20 protein-coding genes and 1 pseudogene are annotated in these 21,519 nt (G+C 44.2%); 10 read left to right on the top strand and 11 right to left on the bottom strand.

The features are described from left to right. The first annotated feature begins 87 nt into the window (after nt 1-87). From NX845_RS05530 to NX845_RS05545, 4 genes and pseudogenes are all read left to right on the top strand, one after another. The gene (locus NX845_RS05530; protein WP_260256621.1) at nt 88-855 is read left to right on the top strand and encodes a transcriptional regulator; all 768 of its coding nucleotides are present in this window, start codon (nt 88-90) and stop codon (nt 853-855) included. 179 nt (nt 856-1,034) lie between these two features. After that, a complete protein-coding gene (ygjK, locus tag NX845_RS05535) occupies nt 1,035-3,725 on the top strand; it encodes an alpha-glucosidase (protein ID WP_260256622.1) in 2,691 nt (896 codons plus the stop codon). 94 nt (nt 3,726-3,819) lie between these two features. Then, a pseudogene (locus NX845_RS05540) lies at nt 3,820-4,215 on the top strand (PfkB family carbohydrate kinase); the annotation flags it as partial. Nucleotides 4,216-4,230: 15 nt separating this feature from the next. Beyond that, the gene (locus NX845_RS05545) at nt 4,231-4,860 is read left to right on the top strand and encodes a bifunctional 4-hydroxy-2-oxoglutarate aldolase/2-dehydro-3-deoxy-phosphogluconate aldolase (protein ID WP_260256623.1); all 630 of its coding nucleotides are present in this window, start codon (nt 4,231-4,233) and stop codon (nt 4,858-4,860) included. 96 nt (nt 4,861-4,956) lie between these two features. On the opposite strand, the gene NX845_RS05550 is transcribed toward NX845_RS05545, so the two are convergent. The 6 genes from NX845_RS05550 to NX845_RS05575 all read right to left on the bottom strand — a co-directional run bounded on the left by NX845_RS05550 (nt 4,957) and on the right by NX845_RS05575 (nt 11,195). Further along, nucleotides 4,957-6,108 carry a M20 aminoacylase family protein gene (locus NX845_RS05550; protein ID WP_260256625.1) on the bottom strand — a complete coding sequence of 384 codons (1,152 nt, stop codon included), beginning with the start codon at nt 6,106-6,108 and terminating at the stop codon, nt 4,957-4,959. A gap of 29 nt (nt 6,109-6,137) precedes the next feature. Beyond that, complete coding sequence (locus NX845_RS05555) at nt 6,138-7,100, bottom strand: DMT family transporter (RefSeq protein ID WP_102447278.1); 963 nt, start codon at nt 7,098-7,100, stop codon at nt 6,138-6,140. A 3-nt stretch (nt 7,101-7,103) separates the two neighbouring features. Beyond that, nucleotides 7,104-8,099 carry a DMT family transporter gene (locus NX845_RS05560; protein ID WP_017082836.1) on the bottom strand — a complete coding sequence of 332 codons (996 nt, stop codon included), beginning with the start codon at nt 8,097-8,099 and terminating at the stop codon, nt 7,104-7,106. An 80-nt stretch (nt 8,100-8,179) separates the two neighbouring features. After that, a complete protein-coding gene (locus NX845_RS05565; protein WP_260256626.1) occupies nt 8,180-9,142 on the bottom strand; it encodes a DMT family transporter in 963 nt (320 codons plus the stop codon). Between the two features lie 23 nt (nt 9,143-9,165). Beyond that, the gene (locus NX845_RS05570) at nt 9,166-9,936 is read right to left on the bottom strand and encodes an aspartate/glutamate racemase family protein (protein WP_017082838.1); all 771 of its coding nucleotides are present in this window, start codon (nt 9,934-9,936) and stop codon (nt 9,166-9,168) included. Between the two features lie 95 nt (nt 9,937-10,031). Beyond that, nucleotides 10,032-11,195, bottom strand: coding sequence for a Xaa-Pro peptidase family protein (locus tag NX845_RS05575; protein ID WP_004732383.1), 1,164 nt, complete (start codon nt 11,193-11,195; stop codon nt 10,032-10,034). A 342-nt stretch (nt 11,196-11,537) separates the two neighbouring features. Between NX845_RS05575 and NX845_RS05580 the strand changes: the two genes are divergently transcribed. From NX845_RS05580 to dpaL, 3 genes are all read left to right on the top strand, one after another. Further along, complete coding sequence (locus tag NX845_RS05580; protein WP_004732387.1) at nt 11,538-12,215, top strand: transcriptional regulator; 678 nt, start codon at nt 11,538-11,540, stop codon at nt 12,213-12,215. 22 nt (nt 12,216-12,237) lie between these two features. Beyond that, nucleotides 12,238-12,621, top strand: coding sequence for a RidA family protein (locus NX845_RS05585; protein ID WP_004732389.1), 384 nt, complete (start codon nt 12,238-12,240; stop codon nt 12,619-12,621). Nucleotides 12,622-12,747: 126 nt separating this feature from the next. Then, nucleotides 12,748-13,926: a diaminopropionate ammonia-lyase gene (gene dpaL / locus NX845_RS05590; RefSeq protein WP_102458081.1), complete on the top strand. Its 1,179-nt coding sequence runs from the start codon at nt 12,748-12,750 to the stop codon at nt 13,924-13,926. A gap of 107 nt (nt 13,927-14,033) precedes the next feature. Here the strand turns inward: dpaL and NX845_RS05595 are convergent, their stop codons facing one another. Next, a complete protein-coding gene (locus NX845_RS05595; protein ID WP_004732394.1) occupies nt 14,034-14,585 on the bottom strand; it encodes a disulfide bond formation protein B in 552 nt (183 codons plus the stop codon). Nucleotides 14,586-14,594: 9 nt separating this feature from the next. Then, nucleotides 14,595-14,750, bottom strand: coding sequence for a DUF5993 family protein (locus NX845_RS05600; RefSeq protein WP_004732395.1), 156 nt, complete (start codon nt 14,748-14,750; stop codon nt 14,595-14,597). Nucleotides 14,751-15,047: 297 nt separating this feature from the next. Here NX845_RS05600 and NX845_RS05605 point away from each other — a divergent pair, with 297 nt between their 5' ends. Next, nucleotides 15,048-17,291 (top strand): hypothetical protein, encoded by a 2,244-nt coding sequence (locus NX845_RS05605; RefSeq protein WP_260256627.1) that lies wholly within the window; start codon nt 15,048-15,050, stop codon nt 17,289-17,291. Between the two features lie 132 nt (nt 17,292-17,423). Here NX845_RS05605 and NX845_RS05610 read toward each other — a convergent pair whose 3' ends face one another. Next, a complete protein-coding gene (locus tag NX845_RS05610; protein ID WP_004732406.1) occupies nt 17,424-17,684 on the bottom strand; it encodes a DUF5062 family protein in 261 nt (86 codons plus the stop codon). Nucleotides 17,685-18,131: 447 nt separating this feature from the next. On the opposite strand from NX845_RS05610, the gene NX845_RS05615 reads away from it, so the two are divergent. After that, nucleotides 18,132-18,347: a hypothetical protein gene (locus tag NX845_RS05615; protein WP_029221911.1), complete on the top strand. Its 216-nt coding sequence runs from the start codon at nt 18,132-18,134 to the stop codon at nt 18,345-18,347. A gap of 155 nt (nt 18,348-18,502) precedes the next feature. On the opposite strand, the gene NX845_RS05620 is transcribed toward NX845_RS05615, so the two are convergent. Further along, nucleotides 18,503-19,159, bottom strand: coding sequence for a Qnr family pentapeptide repeat protein (locus NX845_RS05620; RefSeq protein ID WP_260256628.1), 657 nt, complete (start codon nt 19,157-19,159; stop codon nt 18,503-18,505). A gap of 320 nt (nt 19,160-19,479) precedes the next feature. On the opposite strand from NX845_RS05620, the gene NX845_RS05625 reads away from it, so the two are divergent. After that, a complete protein-coding gene (locus NX845_RS05625) occupies nt 19,480-20,070 on the top strand; it encodes a TetR/AcrR family transcriptional regulator (RefSeq protein WP_017088820.1) in 591 nt (196 codons plus the stop codon). Between the two features lie 101 nt (nt 20,071-20,171). Here NX845_RS05625 and NX845_RS05630 read toward each other — a convergent pair whose 3' ends face one another. Beyond that, nucleotides 20,172-21,419 carry an anaerobic sulfatase maturase gene (locus tag NX845_RS05630; protein ID WP_260256630.1) on the bottom strand — a complete coding sequence of 416 codons (1,248 nt, stop codon included), beginning with the start codon at nt 21,417-21,419 and terminating at the stop codon, nt 20,172-20,174. Between the last annotated feature and the right edge of the window lie 100 nt (nt 21,420-21,519).

Raw genomic sequence — 21,519 nt, forward strand, 5'->3', positions numbered from 1 at the left:
TAAATGTTTGGAACCAGAATCACAAGAGTAGGATTCTCTTGAATTTATTATCAGGGATGCTGACAAAAATAAAACAGGCATTGTTAGATGAATAATTCCGCAACGTATTTACTTGCTGCTTTACGAGAAAAAATCAAAGAGAAAGGGATTTGTTATTCCGACCTCTCTGTTGGGATGGCAATTCCTCTATCAACTATTAAAAGGCAACTGCACAATACGTCTTTGGGGCTAGACAAAATACTTTCGTATGCCACTCATTTAGATACTGACTTGGTAGAATTATCTATGCGAGGCAAACAGTTACAGCAAGATAACGAACAATTCATCACCGATATCAACAGTGAAATATTTAACCAGTACCCATATTTGTTTGACTTTTTGTATCTATTACGACGAAAAGAATGGTCACCACAAGATATTTCCAGTAAATACCGACTGAGCCATACGTCAGTCGCCATATATTTTCGCGCATTAGAAATGATGGATTATGTTGAATTAAAAGGTAATGACCAATACCGATTCAAAGATCAAGGTCGTTTTATTTTTGAAGAAGGTTCTAAGCTTGATACTTTATTCGCTAAACGTTTTCGAAATGAAGTTTTCAGCCATGATGTACGTCCCCCTATCTGTATGGGAAGCATTGCTATTACTGAAGAACAAGAAGAGAAACTGGCGAACGAAGTATACAACAAACTGATTGAGTTTGATGTACAAAACAAGAATGGTGAAGGTAGCGAACGACTCAGAAATGTATTGATGACCTACACACCAGGCAATCAGATATTTCTTTCTGATACGATTCCAAATATTGATGGTGAATTATTAAAATCCATATCGATGGCAAACGAAAAATAATTAATTACTTGTTATTTAAACAAGTTGAATAAATAAAGAACAGACGTAAATAAGCGGTCTTTTCTGATACCAATAAGTGAAATAAATAAGGCTGAATCTTCATCACGAAACTCGGCAGGGCATGTCTCGACCTTTTTTCGCCTGATCAGGTTCAAAAATCAATAAATTAAGGATACAACATGCAGTTTAAAACGTCTCTATGTGCGATTGCTGTCGGAGTTGCTCTAACGCTAAGCGGATGCAACAGTAGTGATAATAGCTCGAATATAGATGCTCCACTTAAAGCGGCCGAATTCCACAACACCATCGATCGCGCTGGGGTACCAGTGGCATTACGTGATTTACACGGCGGTCACCTGCGCTACATTCCAATGTTCGATAACGGTTCATGGCACGGCCACACATTAGACACCAAAGGCGGTGAAATCACTCTTGGTGGTACAGCACTGCTGACCGAAGAATACGTGTCATTCATGGCTGCACGTTTTGACCGTTTGGCTCTGACTGTCGATGGTAAGCTTATGCCACTTAAACTGACAGACGCATACTCACAACCTGGCGCGTTGATCCAAAAGTATACTGGCGAGAACGGTATTGAAGCCGAGCTAGAAATGCGTTTTGTGACTAATCGAACTTCTCTTGTGAAAACCACCATAAAGAACCCAAATAAGCTGGATGTTCAAGGCGAATGGGATGGTGAGTTGATGCAAAACTATCGTGCGGATGATGGCACAGCATACAAGAATGACGACAGCACCGTTCGCAGTGTTGAAGATGCATACCCTACTTACTCACGTGAAATCGCGGCGACAGAAAATGGCGTAGAGGTGTCTTTTGGCGCAGTTCGCGATTCCTGGTCGTTGCTGACTTCTGGCGATTCAAAGTTCGAAGTAACGCGCTCTATCAAACCAGAAACTTCTACCATCAATGATGACAAGAAAGGTTTCGTGCAAACGGCCTCTCTAGGAAATGGCGAAGAGATCACGTTATACACGGCTTACACTCACGTTCAAAACACCAAAGAGCAAGCGTCTGAGTTTGGAAAACTGAATAAGGTGATGGCCGATCCAAAAGGTTACATGCACGATTCAGCCATGCGTTGGGAAGAATACCTAGAAAACGGTCTCACCAACGATGCGGCTTCAAAAGAACATGAGTTTGTTGCAGTAAAAGCAATGGAAACATTAAACGCGAACTGGCGTGGTGCTGCGGGTGCAATTGATCACGACACCGTTACACCTTCCGTTACGGCCCCTTACTTCTCGGGCAACATGACATGGCCGTGGGATACATGGAAACAAGCTTACGCAATGTCACACTTCAACCCAGACGTCGCGATGGAAAATATTCGTACTGTATTCCAGTACCAAGTGCAGTCTGATGATCCAGTCCGCCCTTGGGATGAAGGTTACCTGCTTGATGTTGTGACATACAACCTACCAGCAGAACGTTGGGAAGGCATGTCAGCGGAATACAAAAAAGTGTTCCCTCAAGCGACCGATGGCCTGAACTGGAATGAACGAAATACCAAACCATCACTGGCAGCATGGGCGGTATGGGAAGTGTATACCGCTCTGAAAGACGAACATAATCGTCCAGAAGAAGCGCAAAGATGGCTGGAAGAAATGTATCCGAAGCTAGTTGCGTTCCACGATTGGTGGTTACGTGCTCGTGATACCAACAAGAACGGAATACCGGAATATGGCGCGGCAAAAGACCCAATCCACACGGTTTTTTCAGGTGACGTGAATGACGGTTCTTGGGGATCAGATGCGTTTGTTGACGATATGAAGTTCCAATACAAAGACGAAGCTAATGGCGACCAGTGGATCAAAGAAACTAGCATAGAGAAGTACAATGAATTGCTGACTTCTGGTGATTACACAGCGATGAGTATCCCAGCGAAAGTCGCAGCAGGTTGGGAGTCGGGGCGTGATAACGCAGGCGTGTTCGGTTTTATCGACACCATCGACAACCTACAAAGCATGGCAGAGCAACCAACGCAAAAAGAAGCAGAAGTGATAGACCAAATGGGTCGCTACGCTCATGACACTAATGGTTTCGACAATACGTATGACATGGCTATGGGTACAGACGGTTCAGTGGTGACTTACCTTGATGACTCGGTTGGGAACATGAACAAACTGGCTCAGGCGAAGAAAGATTGGGAAGTGAAGTTCAACGAGAACACTGACGATTCAAACAACTTATCAGGTTATTCACTGATGCAAGAGTCGGTAGATCAAGCCTCTTACTGGTACTCAGACAACCTATACCTGTCACAAATTGCCGACGTATTGGGTAAAGCCGACAAAGCCGCTGAGTTTGCAGAAAAAGCATCCGACACCAAAGAGTACATCAACCGTTGTATGTACGATGAGTCAACAGGCTTCTACTACGATATCGAAGTGGTACCAAATGGGCTCCCTAACCAATGTGCAGGTCCGGTACTGGTGAAGCGCGGTATGGGGCCTGAAGGTTGGTCACCACTATTCAACAACGCAGCGACGCAAGAACATGCGGATAAAGTCGTAGAGAACATGCTAAATACCAGCAAGTTTAACTCACCTAAGATTCCGCTAGGTACGGCATCAATGGACAACCCCGCTTACGGCCCTGACATTTACTGGCGTGGTCGCGTGTGGCTGGATCAGTTCTACTTTGGTGTACGCGGTATGGACAACTATGGATACGGTGTGGAAGCGCGTCAAATGGTCGACAAGCTATTCCAAAATGCGCAAGGCCTAACAGAAGCTACCCCGATTCAGGAAAACTACAACCCAGAAACGGGTGAGGTTCAGGGCGCGAATAACTTCTCTTGGAGTGCAGCGCACCTTTACATGTTGTACAACGGTTTCGTGGGTAAATAGCAGCCACACTTCCCAAGTATTAGGCGTTGCAGATACCCCCTAGCATCTGCAACCGCTTAAACCTCTTCAAGTCAGGTTCAAAAGTCACAGTAAAAAAGAGTGCTATCTATTGGGCTATAAAACGACCGATATAGCCCTAGTCACGTTCGATGATGAACAACTGTTGTGGAGTGATCAAACGCCACAAGACACCATAAAAAGACTGCATGCACTCGGCGTCAAAACCGTTTTTGTAAAGCTTGGTGCTGAAGGCTGCTTGATCAGCGAAAATCCCGCAAATGAGCCAGTAAAAATCACAACGACACCTGTCGAAACTGTGGTTGATAGCACCTCTGCTGGCGACTCTTTTAACGGTGGTTTCTTGTCTTGCTATCTCGCTGGAGGTTCTATTGAAGAAGCTTGCCACCAAGGTAATGCATTAGCCAAATTGGTGATTCAACATCATGGCGCAATCATCCCAAAATCCATCACCGACACTCTTTCAAACTGATATTAAGAAGTACACATGTCTACAATTAACGAACAGCTAAAAGCACTTAAAGTTATCCCTGTTATCGCCATTGATAACGCAGAGGATATTATCCCTCTAGGCAAAGTATTGGCTGAGAATGGGCTTCCCGCCGCTGAAATTACGTTCCGTTCAGACGCCGCTGTTGAAGCTATCCGACTGCTTCGCCAAGCACAGCCACAAATGCTGATCGGCGCGGGCACCATCTTGAACCGTGAGCAAGCACTGGCCGCGAAAGAAGCAGGCGCAACGTTTGTGGTATCACCGGGGTTCAATCCAAACACAGTTAAAGCATGCCAAGAGATCGGTATCGATATCATTCCGGGTGTGAATAATCCAAGCACCGTTGAAGCTGCATTAGAGATGGGCTTAACAACCTTGAAGTTCTTCCCAGCAGAAGCTTCTGGCGGTATCAGTATGGTGAAGTCGTTAGTCGGACCCTATAGCGACATTAGACTCATGCCGACAGGCGGTATCACGCCATCAAACATCGATAGCTACTTAGCCGTGCCTCAAGTATTAGCCTGCGGTGGTACGTGGATGGTGGACAAAAAGCTCGTTGAAAACGGAGAGTGGGATGAGATTGCCCGCCTAACGCGAGAGATTGTTAAGCAAGTAAATCATTAAGCAGATCAGTCGCTAGCCCAAAGCGTTAGCGGGATTTGATAATACAACGCATACAAAAAGAGCGAGAAGCTTGCCTCTCGCTCTTTTTTCATCTATCTATTGTGACAATTGTTGCTCTACAAGCGTCTTCCAGAACCCAACGCCATGTTCCAGAATATTGTCGTTGAAATCGTAGTGTGGGTTATGAAGCGCAGTGCCTCCACATTCACCAACACCATTCCCAACTAGCACATAGCACCCTTTTACTTCGCGTAACATGAACGAGAAATCCTCACTGATGGTGAAGCGTTCACAAGCTCCATTCACATTCTCTTCACCAACAACCGCTTGTGCTGCTTTGATTGCGTGAGTAGTCTCTTCCGGCGTGTTGATTGTTGATAGAAAGCTATTGTTAAAATGATATTGATAATCAACGCCTGCTGACATGCACTGACCCGCAACGACACGCTCGATCGCTTTCTCAATCTTGTGTAACGCTTGATCCGTGAAGCTACGAGTATCACCTGAAATGGTCACTTGCGAAGGAATCACGTTAACGGTGCCATTGGTAACAAAGTTAGTCACTGAGATAACCGCCGTCTCATCAATTGCACTCAAATTACGTGAAACAATGGTTTGTAAGGCGGTCACAACCTGAGCTCCAACTACAATCGGGTCGGTTCCCATGTGTGGCATAGCGGCATGACCACCCGTAGCCTTGATAACAATTTCAAAGCTACTTTCACTCGCCATTAATGAATTGGGGCGAGTCACAAACTTACCTTCAGGAATACCCGGTAGGTTATGCATTGCGTAAATCGCATCCATATTCCAACGAGTAAACAGGCCGTCTTCGATCATCGCTTTAGCGCCTGTACCACGCTCTTCATCGGGTTGGAAAATGAAGTAAACGGTGCCATCAAATTGCTTGCTTTTTGCTAGCTCTTGCGCGGCACCCAACAACATAGCTGTATGCCCGTCATGACCACAAGCATGCATCGCGCCATCATGTTTAGAAACATGACAAAACGTATTCTCTTCATGAATACGCAGGGCATCCATGTCAGCACGCAACCCAATCGAGCGATCGCTTGTACCATTTTTTAAAATTCCCAGAACACCGGTTCCACCAATACCACGGTGAACTTCAATGCCGAACTCTTCGAGTTTATTCGCAACAAATTCAGAGGTTTTGAACTCTTCAGTACCAAACTCAGGGTACTGATGTAGATGGCGACGCCATTCTGTGACAGTGGCAGTGTTAGTCATGGAAACTCCAATAAATAAAATACTTAAAATTAATTTGTTGATACTGTTTTGGATGTCATTTCGCGAGATTTGTTGGAGGTTGCAAATAGCATCATAGCAACGATGATTAAGCCAACCGCCATCGCCCTCAAGGGGGTGATAGGCTCTCCGAACACCAAAACAGCAATGAAAAATGCTGACATAGGGATGAGGTTTAAAGCCATGCTGCTGCCTTCAACTCCCACACGTTCTATGCCGTAGATATACGCGATATAGCCCAGACCTGATACCAAACCTCCTAGCACCATAATGCATAGAAGTGACCAAGAATGGCGCATCACCAGTAGCAGGCTGGGTACATCTATACCTGACACCAATAAATAAATGAAAAAACCAACAGCTGCGAAACCAAACTGATAATGCATGGTGCGAGTTGCACCGTATTTCTCTGCCAAATGAGCCCGTAAGTGGGTGACAGATGCAAAGCTCAACACACTCAATAAGCAAATCAGATGGCCAATGTTCACACCGCTATCTTCCGAAGTAAACGGCGGAGCAAGAACCAATATGCTCACTCCAATCAAAGCAATCCCACTTGACGCAATTTGCATACGCGTAAAGCGTGCACCATAGAAAACTTGCCCAATAGCCAAGATTGCAATCGGTACAAGACCTTGAATGACTCCGTTTTCCGATAGCGAAATATAATCGAGTGATAGAAATGACAAGAAGCTAAATAAACCTTGGCCTACTACACCACACACTAATAACTTAAATAAATCGCTTCGATTAGCCCAACTGAACGAAAGTTTCGGTTTAGTTTGAGTATTGGTTTGACGTATTGATCCAAAAATCAGGACTAAAGATAAAACCGAGAATGCCATCATGTAGCGCAGCCACACTAACAATCGCGCATCAATGGTTTGCAGTGGCAAGGTAGCTAAAGCAGCCTCAGAGCCCCATAGCAAACCAACGCTAATTGCTGCAATCCAACCTTTAGTCACTGATTTCATCACTTAGCTCGCTTCTGGCGTTGCTTTCTTATCGCAAGCTAAGTTTTCTGCTGTCTGTTCTTCTTGCTTCGTTTCAAACTTAGTGAACACGTAAAGTGCTACGACAATCAATGAAACGACAATGGTTTTCCCCATGGCCATCTGCTCACCAAGTGTCACAACTGCCACTAAGTAGCCAACCAAAGGCATGAGGTTTAATGCCATCGTTGCCTTTTCTACACCGATACGCTTGAAAGAATACAATTGAATCAAGTAGCTACCACCAGAAATGCCTGTACCTAAGAAAATAAGCAGTGCAATCAACAGCGGGCTAGAGAAAATAATGTAAATCTGAGACAAGTCCAAGCCCATGGTCAACACAACGATAATGCCCATCACAGCAACCGAAATGTATTGGTACAGCATGGAAACCACTGAGCCGTATTTGTCCGCTAAGCTAGCACGTAAATGTGCCGTCCACGCTAAAGCCAGCATCGAGCATGTCACGTAAACATAACCCAGCAGCGGAGTACCGCCTTCAATGGTGTTTGTTGGCCCGACACTCATTGCGTAAATACAAACTGCAGATGCGATGAAAGCGCCCCACTGAATCTTGTTCATACGGAAGTTCATAAACATCATACCGAAGAAGACTGTCGCGAACGGCTGCATACCTTGGATAACACCGTTTTCAGTCGCACCAATATGAGAAAGAGAAAGGAAATTAAAAAGTGAGAAAACCCCTTGTCCCACGATGCCGCAAAGCGCAATACGTCCAATATCTTTGGTATCGATCTTTAATGAAGAACCTAAGTCTGCACTTAAGTTTTTGCTACGTGATGTAAAAAAGAAAATGATTGATAGGCCAATTACCGCGGTAACGTAGCGGAAAAATACCAATGTCATCGGATCAACAGCCATAGAAAGCGGCTTAGAGACCACCCCTGTTACGCCCCAGATACAGGCAACGGCAATGGCGGCAGTCCATCCTAAAAATGTGTCTCTGTTTGTTGTGTTCATCTTTCTATCTTCCATAATTTTTCGATAATGGCGGTGCGGCACACCGCCTTATTACTTGTAATTTGTATCGTGGTTGACGGTTAGTTAGCGTTTGTCGCTGTTTTCATCTGAGGCGCTTTTTTCTTCGCCTTACCAAACTTCATGAACAGCATCATTGAGCCAATAACGACCGCAATCGCTAGTAGTCGCATTGGCGTTACCGCTTCACCGAGGGCAAATACAGCCAGTACGAAAGAAGACAGAGGCATCAAGTTAAGTGCCATACCCGTTCCGTCTACGCCGACTCGTTCCATTGCATAGATGTAGATTAGGTAGCTGATACCTGAAATACCCACACCCAGAATTGCAATACAAGCCATACGAAGTGGAGAACTGAAAATACCGAGTGCTGTAGAGAAATCCGCCCCCATAACGAGTAGATAAAGACCAAAGCCGATTGCCGCAAAAATGAACTGGTGGTACATCGTCGCCACTGAGCCATATTTCTCAGCAAGTTTCGCACGAGCGTAAGCCATCGTAGAGAAACTCGCCGCGCTACCAAGACAGATCAAGTGACCAATGTTGAAACCACTGCCTTCAACAGATGGATCCATTACCAAGATAGCGACACCAGCGAACGCACCAACCGCCGCCAAAATTTGCATTGGAGTAAAACGTTCACCATGACGAAGGAAACCAACACACAAGATAATGATTGGAATAAGCCCTTGGATTACGCCGTTTTCTGAAGCAGTGATGTAGTCAAGAGACAGGAACGATAAAAAACTGAAAGCGCCTTGACCAATAATGCCGCAACATGCTGCCCAGAAAATGTCGTGTCGATTTGCCCAATTAAGCTTAAAGTCGACTTTTTTCTGTGGTTTACCCATCGCATTACTGACTTGGATAATCACAAATAAGGTAATGAAGGCTACGGTATAGCGAACCCATACCAAGACCTGTGCATCCATTACTTCTAGAATTGGTGTTCCAACGATCCATGGAATACCCCATAGCAGGCCAATGAAAATGGCCGCGATCCAACCTTTTACTGTATTACTCATCTTTAAATTCCTTTCATTGGTTGCTATTGATTTAGCAATTGTCCGTAACCTGGACACTGAGCTGTCTTGCCGACTAGGTGCATGCAATGCCAGAACATCGCAGAGTTGCTGCACACGACAGGGATACCAAATCGATCTTCAATCTCTTGAATGTGGTCAAGAACACGAAGGTTAGTGCAAGACATAAATACAACATCGGCACTAGAATCAGGCAGCATTTCGCTTAATGCTTCCATCATTGATTCCTTTGAAACCGTGGTAATGTCAGTGTCTTTCTCAATGCCAAGTGAACCTAAAACAGGAACTTCAAAGCCAGCGGCAGTCAGTTGTTGATAAAGAGGGAAATTCACTTCTGTTGGATAAGGGGAAAACACGGCAACTTTCTTTGCACCCAAGTGCTTAAATGCAGCTTGAGCGGCTGTCCATGGATTCGTTGCGGGAATATCACCGCGATTTTGTGTAAGAAGGTTTGCTACTTTTTCTTCACCAATAATGATAGAAGCTGAAGTGCAACCAAACGCCATAACATCCATCGGTAAGCCCGTAGCAATCAAATCTGATGCTTCACTGATCCCAACCGCAATTTGGTCGAGCGCTTCTGGTGTCATCTCGCTGCTGTAATAAACGCGGGAGCTAAACACACCCGCTTGTGTACCCAGTAACTTTGCCCAGTCCATCTCTAAAGAGTGGTCAGTACTTAGTTGTACTAAACCGATATGAACTCGACCAATTCTTGGGGCCTGAACGTGCTGTAATGGGATTTCAAATTGACGAAACTGTTCTATTGTTTGCATGAGAAACTCGTATTTTTATAATTTTTATGTGCTGACTCTGGAGTCCAGAGCCAGCTTTTGTAGGGTGTTAAATTTGTAAGGTGTTAAGTTTTGAGCTAAATAATGATCAGTTCTGGCTCTGCGCGTTTGCTTAACCATTCAGCGCCGTCTTCAGTAATCACGATATTCTCTTCGTGAACCATTGACTTACCCGGTGCGTAAACCATGCCCGGTTCTAATGTCATCACCATACCCGGCTTAAGTACTGTGTTGTCGGTAGCTGTGTTAGACGGGCGCTCTGTCAGCTCCATACCTAAACCATGACCAAGACGACCAACGTCGTTGCCCAATGCACCATTGGCTTCTAATACTCCCCACATCGCGTTGTAGATGTCAGTCGTGGTTGCGCCCGGTTTCGCAGCCTCAAAGCCTTTCGTGGTCGCTTCGTAAGTAGCGCGGTATGCCGCTTTGGTTTGCTCACTTGCATGACCAAATGCCCAGTTACGGTCGAAATCAGAGAAATAACCATCACGTACAGCACCGGTATCGATGATCAACACATCTCCTGGCTCAATGATGCGATCAGTTGGGCCCATGATGATGCTGTCATAACCATCTGGCCCTGAGCCTGCGATGATGTAAGGGCATTCGTCCGCACCTTCTAACAACATATCGATACGGAACTGTTTACAGATTTCACGCTCGGTCATGCCGGCTTTGGCGTATTGAGGGATCTTGCTAAACCCAACATTGGTAATGCGGCAGATTTCACGTGTTTTCTCGATTTCAGCTTGTGACTTGATCTGACGAAGTTCATGCATTGCTAAAGACACATCAACAAAGTCTTTCTTAACCATGGTGGTTAATTTCAAGTAATTGTTCACAGGCATACGTAGGTGAGATTCAATGCCCAGCGTTGCGCCTACTCGGCCATGACGACAAGGCAGAGAGTTCAATGCGCTAGCTACTAAGCTAATGCCATCATCTTCAGGACGAGGAGAAGGCCAAGTAATAATGTTATCGACCCATGTTCCCGCCATACCACTTGCTCCTATTTCAGGAACAATCGCAATCGGCTTTCCTTCTGCAGGAACGATAACAAACCATGGACGAGTTGGGCTGTGCCAAAACTGAGTGTGGAAGCCAGTGAAGTAGCGAACGTTTGGTTCGGTTGTGAAAATCATCGCATCCAGATTCATCTCATGCATGACTTTTTGAGCGCGTGATGTTCTGTGTTCAAACTCAGCTTGTTCAAAGCCGCGGTTTAGGTAGTTAGTCATTGGAACCTCTAATTATTGTATTTAGGTAGGCACTTCTGCTGCTCTTCACAACCAGTAACCAACCCTATAGTTCAATTTTGTTTACGTTACGGTGAGCATCTTACTGACATTTAAGTTAAATAATGTGACCAAGATCTTAGGGTTAACTATAGTGACCAGAAAGCATCTAAAACTGGAAATATTGTTGATTACGATCAATTTTAGGTACTTATTTGTAACTTTAGACTTGTGTAGGAAGCGGATATATAGTCTTATAGTTACATAAAGTTAATTGGCAACTTGAAATACATCGAGTAACCAAAGATAATGAAAGGCAATTAAAGTTAACAACAGTGGTCTAAAATGAACGCATCAGCATATAAATCGTTTAACGTAGAATTCACCGACAATGACAGAGAGCATCTCGCACTGAACTTTCGCTTAGCCGAAACCATTGCCGACTTTATTGGTCCGCACTGTGAGGTTGTGATTCATTCATTCGAGAGCTTTGAAAAGTCGGTAGTGAAGATAGTGAACGGACACCACACGGGTCGAGAAGTAGGGTCACCTATCACCGATCTGGGGCTGAAGATGCTGAGTGTGTTTGAGAGCACTGGTGAGGTCACGCCAAAGAGTTACTTCACCACCAGCAAAGATGGATCGTTACTTAAGTCTACGACCTGTGTACTAGCTGGAGAAAATGGCAAACCAATTGGGCTGTTCTGTATCAATATGAACTTGTCTCACCCGTTTCCTGAGATCATAAAAACTTTAATGCCAGACATGGCTCATGCCCCTGTGGGTGTGCATGAGAACTTTGGAGCTTCAACAACAGAAGTGATTGAGCAAGCGCTTGAGCACGCTATTTTTGAAGTCGACAACGATGAGTCAGTCAACTTAAAAGGTCGAAACAAAGCCATTACCAAGCAGTTGCTTGAGAACGGTATTTTCGAATTAAAAGAGGCGACAGCATTCGTATCTGAGCGTCTTGGTATTACTCGCCACGCTATTTACAAATACATCCGCGAGTTTAGAGCATAGAAATCCTATAAAGAGAAACGAAATGAAAACAAAAATCCATACAGATCTAGCACCAGCAGCAATCGGCCCTTACTCTCAAGGTATGGCATTCAAAGACCTAATCTTCACTTCAGGTCAATTACCGCTTGATGCAAAAACAATGGCGTTTGTTGAAGGTGGCATCAAAGAGCAAGCTCGTATGTCACTAGAAAATCTAAAAGCAGTTTTGGAACAAAGTGGTGGTTCACTGGATACCGTTATTAAAACCACATGTTTCCTATCTGATATGGAAAACTTCGTTGCATTTAACGAGGTGTACACGGAAGTATTTGGTACAGAGAACGCGCCAGCACGCTCTTGTGTTGAAGCCGCTCGTTTGCCAAAAGACGCACTAGTCGAAGTTGAAGCGATCGCTTACATCAAGTAATCACGTATTGCTTTTAGTGACTGCGTATAGCAAAAAATAACTATGTAATGTTATTAACGACAAAGTAAGGTCATTGAACATCGCTTGATGGCCTTTAATTCCTCTGCCTGTATCTAAGTGTGCCCTATGTTAAAACTATCAAAAAATTCATTCTACACTGGACAAGTTTGCGAGCTATTCACTGCATCTCAAGCGCAACAAGCGCGTGAGTTTCACCGTCAGATCGAAGGTTACCAACCAACGCCACTTGTCTCTCTTCCTAATCTTGCTAATCACCTTGGTGTTAAAGCGATCCTAGTAAAAGACGAATCAAAACGCTTCGGTTTGAATGCATTCAAGGTACTCGGCGGTTCTTACGCTCTGGGTCGCCAATTGGCAAAACACCTTGGCATTGATATTTCTGAGATCAACCTTAAAACCGTTGCTTCAAAACTGGATAAGCCACTTGTATTTACGACAGCAACAGCGGGTAACCATGGCACTGGTGTCGCGTGGGCGGCTCGTGAAATGGGCCAAAAAGCTGTGGTTTATATGCCAAAAGGCTCGTCTCAAGCCAGTGTTAACCGCATTCAAGGTTTAGGTGCAGAGTGTATCGTGACGGAAGTTAACTACGACGACACGGTACGCATGGCGAACCAAACCGCTCAAGACAACGGTTGGATGCTAGTTCAAGACACAGCATGGGATGGCTATGAAGAGATCCCAACATGGATCTCTCAAGGTTACATGACCATGGCAGACGAAGCCGTCGAGCAAGTTCAAGAGCAAGAATTTAGCGCTCCAACTCACGTATTCTTACAAGCTGGCGTAGGTGCAATGGCAGGCGGCATATTAGGCTACCTTGCAGACAAGCTAGGCGCAGATACATTTGAAACCATCATTGCAGAGCCAGCAGCCGCAGATTGTATTTTCCGCTCAGGCGAGAAAGGCGAAATGGTCAACGTAACTGGTGAGTTGAACTCAATAATGGCGGGCCTTGCGTGCGGTGAACCAAACCCAGTGACATGGCCAGTATTACGTGATTGCAGTAACTACTTTATCTCGGTTGATGACAGTATTTCAGCAAACGGGATGCGTGTTCTAGGTAACCCACTACAAGGTGACAGCCAAATCATCAGCGGTGAGTCAGGTGCGATTACACTAGGTCTTCTTTACCAACTTTGCCGAGAGGGCGCAGACCAAGCAACGCGTGACACTCTAGGCTTAAATGAAGACGCAACCATCATGCTCTTCAGCACGGAAGGCGACACCAACCAAACACGTTACCGCGACATCGTTTGGAATGGATTGTACCACTCTAGCTAATTGCTGACGGTAATAAACTCCACAACACTAACGACAAAGCCACAGCGAACGCTGTGGCTTTTCTTTTGCCAGTTGTTCTTTAATCGCTCTCTCAAAGCACCATTTTTCTAACTCGCGCCTTGATTGAGTAACCAATAGCTCACCGGGTTATCCGGACACTGATATGGCCCACACTCTACAAACGTAGCAATAGCATTCAATGCCACCACCGCGATTGCCAGTAGACACACAATCCGCCCGAAATTGCCCATCTTGTAAGGTTCATGAGATTCGGTCTTATTGGTCAGCATCAAAATAACCGACACAGCAAGAATCGTCGCCACAAACAGTACAAATGCCCATGTGTAATAGTGCATTCCCAAAATAGGACTGCCATAGCCAGGAGTGCCCGGAATAACGTGCAAAGAGACTTGTCTTAGCGATGTGGCCACACCATACAAAGCGCCAATCAGAATGACGCCATAGTGACGAGATTGAGGCCCATAAACCACATTCAGCATGAAGCCGAATGCCACCATCACAAAACCAATGCGCTGCAACAAACACAAAGGACAAGGAAGTTCATTTAACACGAACTGCAGAACAAAGCCGATCAATAAAACGGCTGTCATGCCTAGCAGGCCAAGCGTATTCAAGAGAGTTAACTGATTTCGATTCATGCTAGCTCCTTACAATAAGATCGAGAGTGGATCAGTCGCATGATGATTGAACCAATACAAACCAAGGATCACTGAGCTAGCGAAAAAGCCATACGCAGCGGTCTTTGTACCAAAAAAAGCACATATCATCGCTACAAGTAATAACAAAAACAGTAAAGACATCATAAGGGGCATCCCCTCCTTATTTATCGAGTTCAGTCATATTGAACATCATAAAACACCCGCACCTACTTCCTTAGTCATTCACCTTAGGTGAACCAATGGATTACGGATTTAAAATCATCAACTTAATAGTTGTTAGTAACCTCCAAACTGTCAAGTTAGAAGCTATATGCTGATATCTATTCGAGCTAACCTCCCGATGTACACCGAACCCCAATACCGTACTTTGCTACACTGACATAGCGTGAGATGCTTAATTTGGCTGATATTAAATCGCTCCCATTGTGACTAGGAAGCTTGATGAAAAAACACCGTACTCGACTACTATTGGCCCTTCCCTTTACATGCCTTGTGTCTTCAAACACCAGCTTGGCAAGCTATACCATTGTGCTACCAAGCCAACATGAGAATGGGTTCAACTTACATGGCTCCTCCTTATCAGCCAGAGAGGTGATCGATTGGGAGGTCAACAATAGTGACTTGGTGTTTGGGGCTTACGCCGATAAAAATGATAACGAAAGCGTCAGCGCGATTGGTTATATGTACAACCAAAAATTGGATCTGAATTCAGGAGAATTAGAAAACGAAATTAGAAACGCCGCAGAGCGAAATGGCATTGATTACGAAGATTTCTTCCTACATTTTTCAGAAGACACGATTCTGGCAGAGCCTGATACGAGTCACGGTTCCAATACCACTTTAAATCGCAAACCTATGATTATCGGCTATACCGCTGATGAAAAGCACGCGGGCTTTGCTCTTTATCAACCACCACCTTGGGATGCTGATGTGTTTGAATATTTCGACAAAGGTGGCGCTCTCTACGTTTATCACTCTGAGAAATTCAATCACTTAGCATTCGAATTTTCACACTTTGCACAGGGCGGAGAGTTTCAGATTGAGTATCCATCATCGATGAATATTGAGGGCAAAGTCACGGCATGGTCTAACGTCGTTATAACGGAAGATAACACAAGCAACATGACCCGAAACCAAGCCGTAAACTGGCGAGTCCCATCTAACTGGGTAAGAGCAAGCACTCACGATGGAAGTGGTCAGAGTTATGGTGGGGGTCAGTATTTTGGTTCTACGTTTATTCGAGATGGCGGGCGTTTATACGTTGTTAGGGTACGCTGGCAAGGGTACCAAAATGATATCCGCCCTCGCTTAAATCAAGTTCAATTGAAGGACCATTTCCCGAAAATCGCACTCAAAGATCTGCAGACTTCAAAGACAGATTCACAACCACCAAACGAAACCAAGCATTGGCGCAAGATCCGTGGTTTTGACCAATCAGCCGATCTCGACCAAGACAACTATTTATCACCAGTTGAATATGAAAATAGGAGCAAAAAATTGGCTACGGCGCGCTTTCGTTGGGAATCTCGCGTCATTCCTTTCGGCCGAATGTGGAACCAAAACTCATCATGGTCATTGACCAACCTTGCTAACCCAGATCTACTGATGTTGATGCGAAACTACTATTCCAAACATTGGGGGCAACAAGAGCTCAATGGCGCCTACAACGACGATACCAACAAACTCCTTGGCAGCAATCAATTTGAGGTTCATTCAGGAGGAACTATTCAAGAGCTTGGTCTTGTCGTAGGGTCTGATGAAGCGGATAAGCAATACAAGACGCACTTCGCAGCCTTTCTCAAACAGTTATCAGCTAACGACGATACTCTTTCAATTGGCCTTAATATTGGAACGGCCAACCTTTATGGCCGAAACGGGCAGTCACACTTAACTGACTCAGGAAACCTGTACTTTAGGGAGCACTACTTATTTCCCTCTACAGGCTTTAGTGGTTATGCCGGATTGTCTAAGTTTTGGGATAACTCAGCGTTAGCTAACACTGATTCAAACGTTATATTCCAAGCCACTACTCGCTATGGGCGCGTTCAATACCTAGGTAACAGCCAAGATAACTGGCAACAAGATCAGTATTCAACTCTCGCTATTTATTACCTCAGCTACCAACCACAACATAGTTATTTTAACCAGTGGAATAGCAGTTATGTGTATGGCAGCGGCAATACTACCGAAGAGAATTTTTGGAAGAGTGGTGTGCCGAAAAACATGGCTTACCGACCGACACAACTGCTCAAGGTCGACCTAGGCTTTCCAGCCAACCGGATTCCGAATAAATTAGAGCCCATTCCGTTGATGCTTTCGACCACACACTCGACACCCAGTGACTACACTATTGTCGGCGATTCAACCAAGCATCAAGTTGTGCATGCTGATCTGCCAAACGGTAAGGTTCAGCTGTTACCAACCTATACCTATTTTCTTTATCGTTCGGAAACAAACATCGTAGAGGGAGGCCCACAAGAGATGGTGCTCGCAAGAGAGTTTGAGCATGGGCGCGTACTTTATCGAACCGATTTCTATGGTAAAAATCGTGACTTCTATTCGGCACCGAAACTCAGTATTCCATTAAACAAGCCAATGAGGCCCGTCAATATGAATGGCAAGGTTGGTGAGTATGTGAAAGAAGTTAAGCTTGGGGGGTATCAAGGGCTATTTCTGCTTTATTGAATACACTAAAACTAAAAATGACGTATCCAAAAACAAAAAACCTAGCGAGAGCTCGCTAGGTTTCTTATCTAACATATCGATGAATAATGAACTCAGATGAAACGAGATCAGAAATATTCACTTGGAAAAGGTTTACTTCAATGGGTCATTATCAGGCAGTGCTTTGTGAATCCATAGCGCCAAACGCTTTTTAATGTTGGCACCATCAAGCTTATCATCAGGTAACGGTGTGATCTGATTTACCTCTACAAGGAACAAATACACCGCTTTAACCTTTATCGGTTGGGATGAATGTGGCAAATCAAAACCTTGTAGTTTTGCCATCTTAAAACCGACCTCAACTGCTTTTTTTACCAGCTTATCTTCATTAATGATCTTCGCGGTTTTCGACATATCATCTCCATCATTTTTTTCGAACGAATGATGAGTATATCAAACAGATTTGCGAACAAGATTACCGCGATCTCAAATCAAAAAATCTCTTTGATAAATAACATAAAACGCATCACAGACTAAAAACTGATTCTAATTATATAGACATTGACGAGACAAATAATGATAAGCAAACGGTCTCTTAATAGAACACTCAGTAAATGAGATCTTCAGTCAAGAAACCAAAAGTCGAACAATTTTTGACTTATCATTCCAAAGAATACGGAATACTATGATTGTCATTTAGATGCGAAAATTCTATAAAATACAAATAAATCTCTGTTATTTAATCAGTTTTATACTAGAACGACCTAGATCATATTTACAGTCACCTGCAATCAAAACTTATTTACAAAACACTCATTAAGAAAATAGAATAAAACCACTAATTTTATACTGGTGTTAAAAATGCGTTACCTATGGGCTTCATTTTGTCATAAGAATCCAATCGTCGGACGAATCGTTCATATCCTTGTTATGCTAGTAGCATTAGCCTCTATCGTTATCCCATTGATGTCAAAAGATGCAACAACAATCTTAGTCTCACTGGGTATTGCTCTAGTATGTTTTGTGCTGTTTGTCTTCTTTGCGCTTGCCGATAAAATGCGCTCAGGTATGCACTAATTAGATCAATATTCGCCAAGCATTCTCTTTTCTAAACTTCATTATAAAATGCATGCGACCAAATACGGAAAAGCCCAAAGTTATTAGCTTTGGGCTTTTCTTCTACAGCGAAATCTTACATATTCCAAATAGCCTGCCGTTGGAAATTACAGCTCTCAATCGGGCATGACCACAATACCCATGGTTTCAAGCAGTTGCTCTTGTTGCCAAGCGACAATTTTAATCCCCGACGTGTCTACCTTGCGAGGGTCTAACCCTTCTAATTCAGCATGACATAAATTAGCACCTTGCATACTGAATTGCCCCCATACTTCCTCCGAGAACACACCTCGGCTGAGATCAGACTCTTTCAGTGATGCGCCGCCAAGGTAAGTGCCTATCCAACGGTTCTCAAACAGTTCGCACTTCTCTAAACAAGCCTGTTCAAAATTAGCGTAAGACAGGTTGCAACCCGTGATGTATGCCGAGCAAAAATACATGCGATTGCTCACCTGATTGGCAAAGTTAGCACGAGTGAAGTTCGCCCCTTTCAAGTCGCATTCACGTAGCTCAATACCATAGCAATTCGCGTTACTAAAATTCGCCATCGCCAACTGGCAATTCTGGAAGCTTGCATCTCGTAAGTCGGCAATATCAAAGTGGCATCCCTCAATATCGCCTTGTTCGATAAACTTACAGTTAACAAACGTTGCATCACGTAAGTTCGAACGTCTGAAATCACAACGGATAAACGTGCAGGCTGTAAATGTAAGCTCTGATAAGTCTTGCTGAGCAAAACTGTGGTGATGATAAGTGCTGTTATTGGTGTCCATTTAGCCCCCTAAAGAAATTAAGCTAAGACTACCATTGCGATCTTAAGAAAACACCAAATTAAAAACCAACAAAAACAGTAACTTAAAACACCCTAATTTAGCCATTTTAAGGCACCAAACAAGCCCTTTAAGGTTGTTACTTTCGATTTATAGGATGTGCTTATCTTGAAAAAAGTTTTGTCGCTTAGAAGTGCCAATAAGAGAAAAAGTCACTTTGACGAAACGAGTCAATTATTGACCGCGTCCTAACGCGCTAGACTGGACGGTTGGTATGTTGCTCGTTACACTATTCCTCATTCTCAGCATAAAGAGTAAGAACAATGAAAGACATGCGACAAGCTATGCTCGATGCAGGGTTTAGCCTTATTAATGAACACGGGTTTGCTGGTGTTGGCCTGATGAAAATCATCAACCAAGCGGAAGGCACGAAGGGTTCTTTTTACCATTACTTCAAATCCAAAGAACACTTTGGTGAGATCCTTCTTACTAACTACTTTGATGAGCATCTCGCTAAGCTAGACGACTTTTTAAGTGATGAGTCGCTTTCTCGTCGTGATCGCGTTAAAGCCTATTTCGAGTTTTGGTGTGCATCGAAACTGACTGAAGACTTCAATATTCAATGTCTTGTCGTAAAACTGGCGGGAGAAGTAGCTGGGTCTGAAAACCCGTTGCAATCGACTATGGCAGAAGGCGCTGAAAAGATCATCCTGCGTATGGCAAAACTGTTTGAAGAAGGTAATGAGGCCGGTGATTTCACTATCGCAGAGCCAGAATCGCTGTCTCGAACGCTTTATGGTTTATGGCTTGGCTCAACGCTCATGGCCGCTATGCAGCGTAACCGTTCGATTCTAAACAATGCCATGGATGAAACTATTCTTGCCATGAGCTCGGCACAAGAATCGGCTGACTAGATATACCCGTTACCAAAAACCAAATACCAAGAGGCTCGCACAATTTAGCGAGCCTTCTATCTTACTGTAAATTTTGATTAAATTGACTCACGCCTACTCCGTTACCCCAGACGAGACGGAATATTATTGGCTTTGAGTAAGCCCTTAATAACAGGGTCGACATGCTTGAAGAAGCTTAGCCATCCTTCACAGAGATAATTTAACCCAGCCTCACCATCTCGGCTTTTGATGATGCGGTTTTTAGGGCACTCGCCATGGCATGCAAATTTAAACTCACAGGCTTGGCATTGTTTCGGCAGAGACTTCTGTTTGGCGAACCCAAAACGCTGCTGCTTTGGCGAGAAGGCTAAAGTTGAAAGTGCTTGTTCCTGAATATTACCCAGCTGAAATTCAGGAAAGACATAATGGTCACATGAATACACATCGCCATTGGGCTCAACCGCTAACCCTTTGCCGCAGATTTCACTCAAAGTGCACATGGTGCTTTCTCTGCCCATCCACACTCCGACAAAATTTTCAAAGTACGGCACTAATACCCGACCAAAATCGTGCTCAATCCACTCGTCAAAAATGGTAGTGAGGAATTCTCCCCATTGCACTGAATCGACACTCCAAGCTTCAACCTCGCCTGATACGGGAATGATCGCTTGTTGGTTGCTCAACCATTTATTGTTGGTGTGAGCTTCGCGCTTATCGACCACAGGAATAAACTGCAATTGCTTCGAACCCACTTCATCGCGTAGAAAGCGATAAACCTCTAGTGGATATTTACCTGTCACATCATTCACGCAGCTTAGGGTCGCGAACTCGACGTTATGTTGCTTCAAGTAGCGAATGCCACGCATTGTTTGAGAAAAAGTGCCTTTGCCTGCACGGTTAGTTCGGTAGTGATTATGTAAGTGCTCTGGGCCATCAATGCTCACACCAATGATAAAGTCATTCTTTTTGAAGAACTCACACCACGCATCATTCAGTAACGTGCCGTTGGTTTGAAGGTCATTGCTGATCTTACTGTAGCTAGGACAATATTTTTTCTGCAGCTCGACGACCTTTTGAAAGTACTCAATCCCCAACAAGGTAGGCTCTCCACCATGCCAAGAAAAGATGATTTCAGGCGTATTCTGCCCTTCTATATATTGCTTGATATAACGCTCTAACAGAACTTCATCCATCGTATATTGAGAGCCTTTTGGGTAATCAAGCAGCTGTTGTTTTTCTAAATAATAACAGTAGGTGCAACTGATATTACACACCGCCCCAATTGGTTTTGCTAACGCCTGAAGTTTGCTGTGTGCTTTGCCATTGAACTGCGGAACTGAACTCAAATTTGATAGCGATAATGTCGTCATGAAGAGTGCCTCGATGTAAAAGTTATTGTATTAGCCAAAACAATTCGTAATTCCTTTACACGGTGTTCATCGGCCAACCAAGCTTGATGGCATTAGGTTG

Source organism: Vibrio sp. NC2, assembly GCF_025195005.1.
In the GTDB taxonomy this organism is placed as follows: domain Bacteria; phylum Pseudomonadota; class Gammaproteobacteria; order Enterobacterales; family Vibrionaceae; genus Vibrio; species Vibrio splendidus.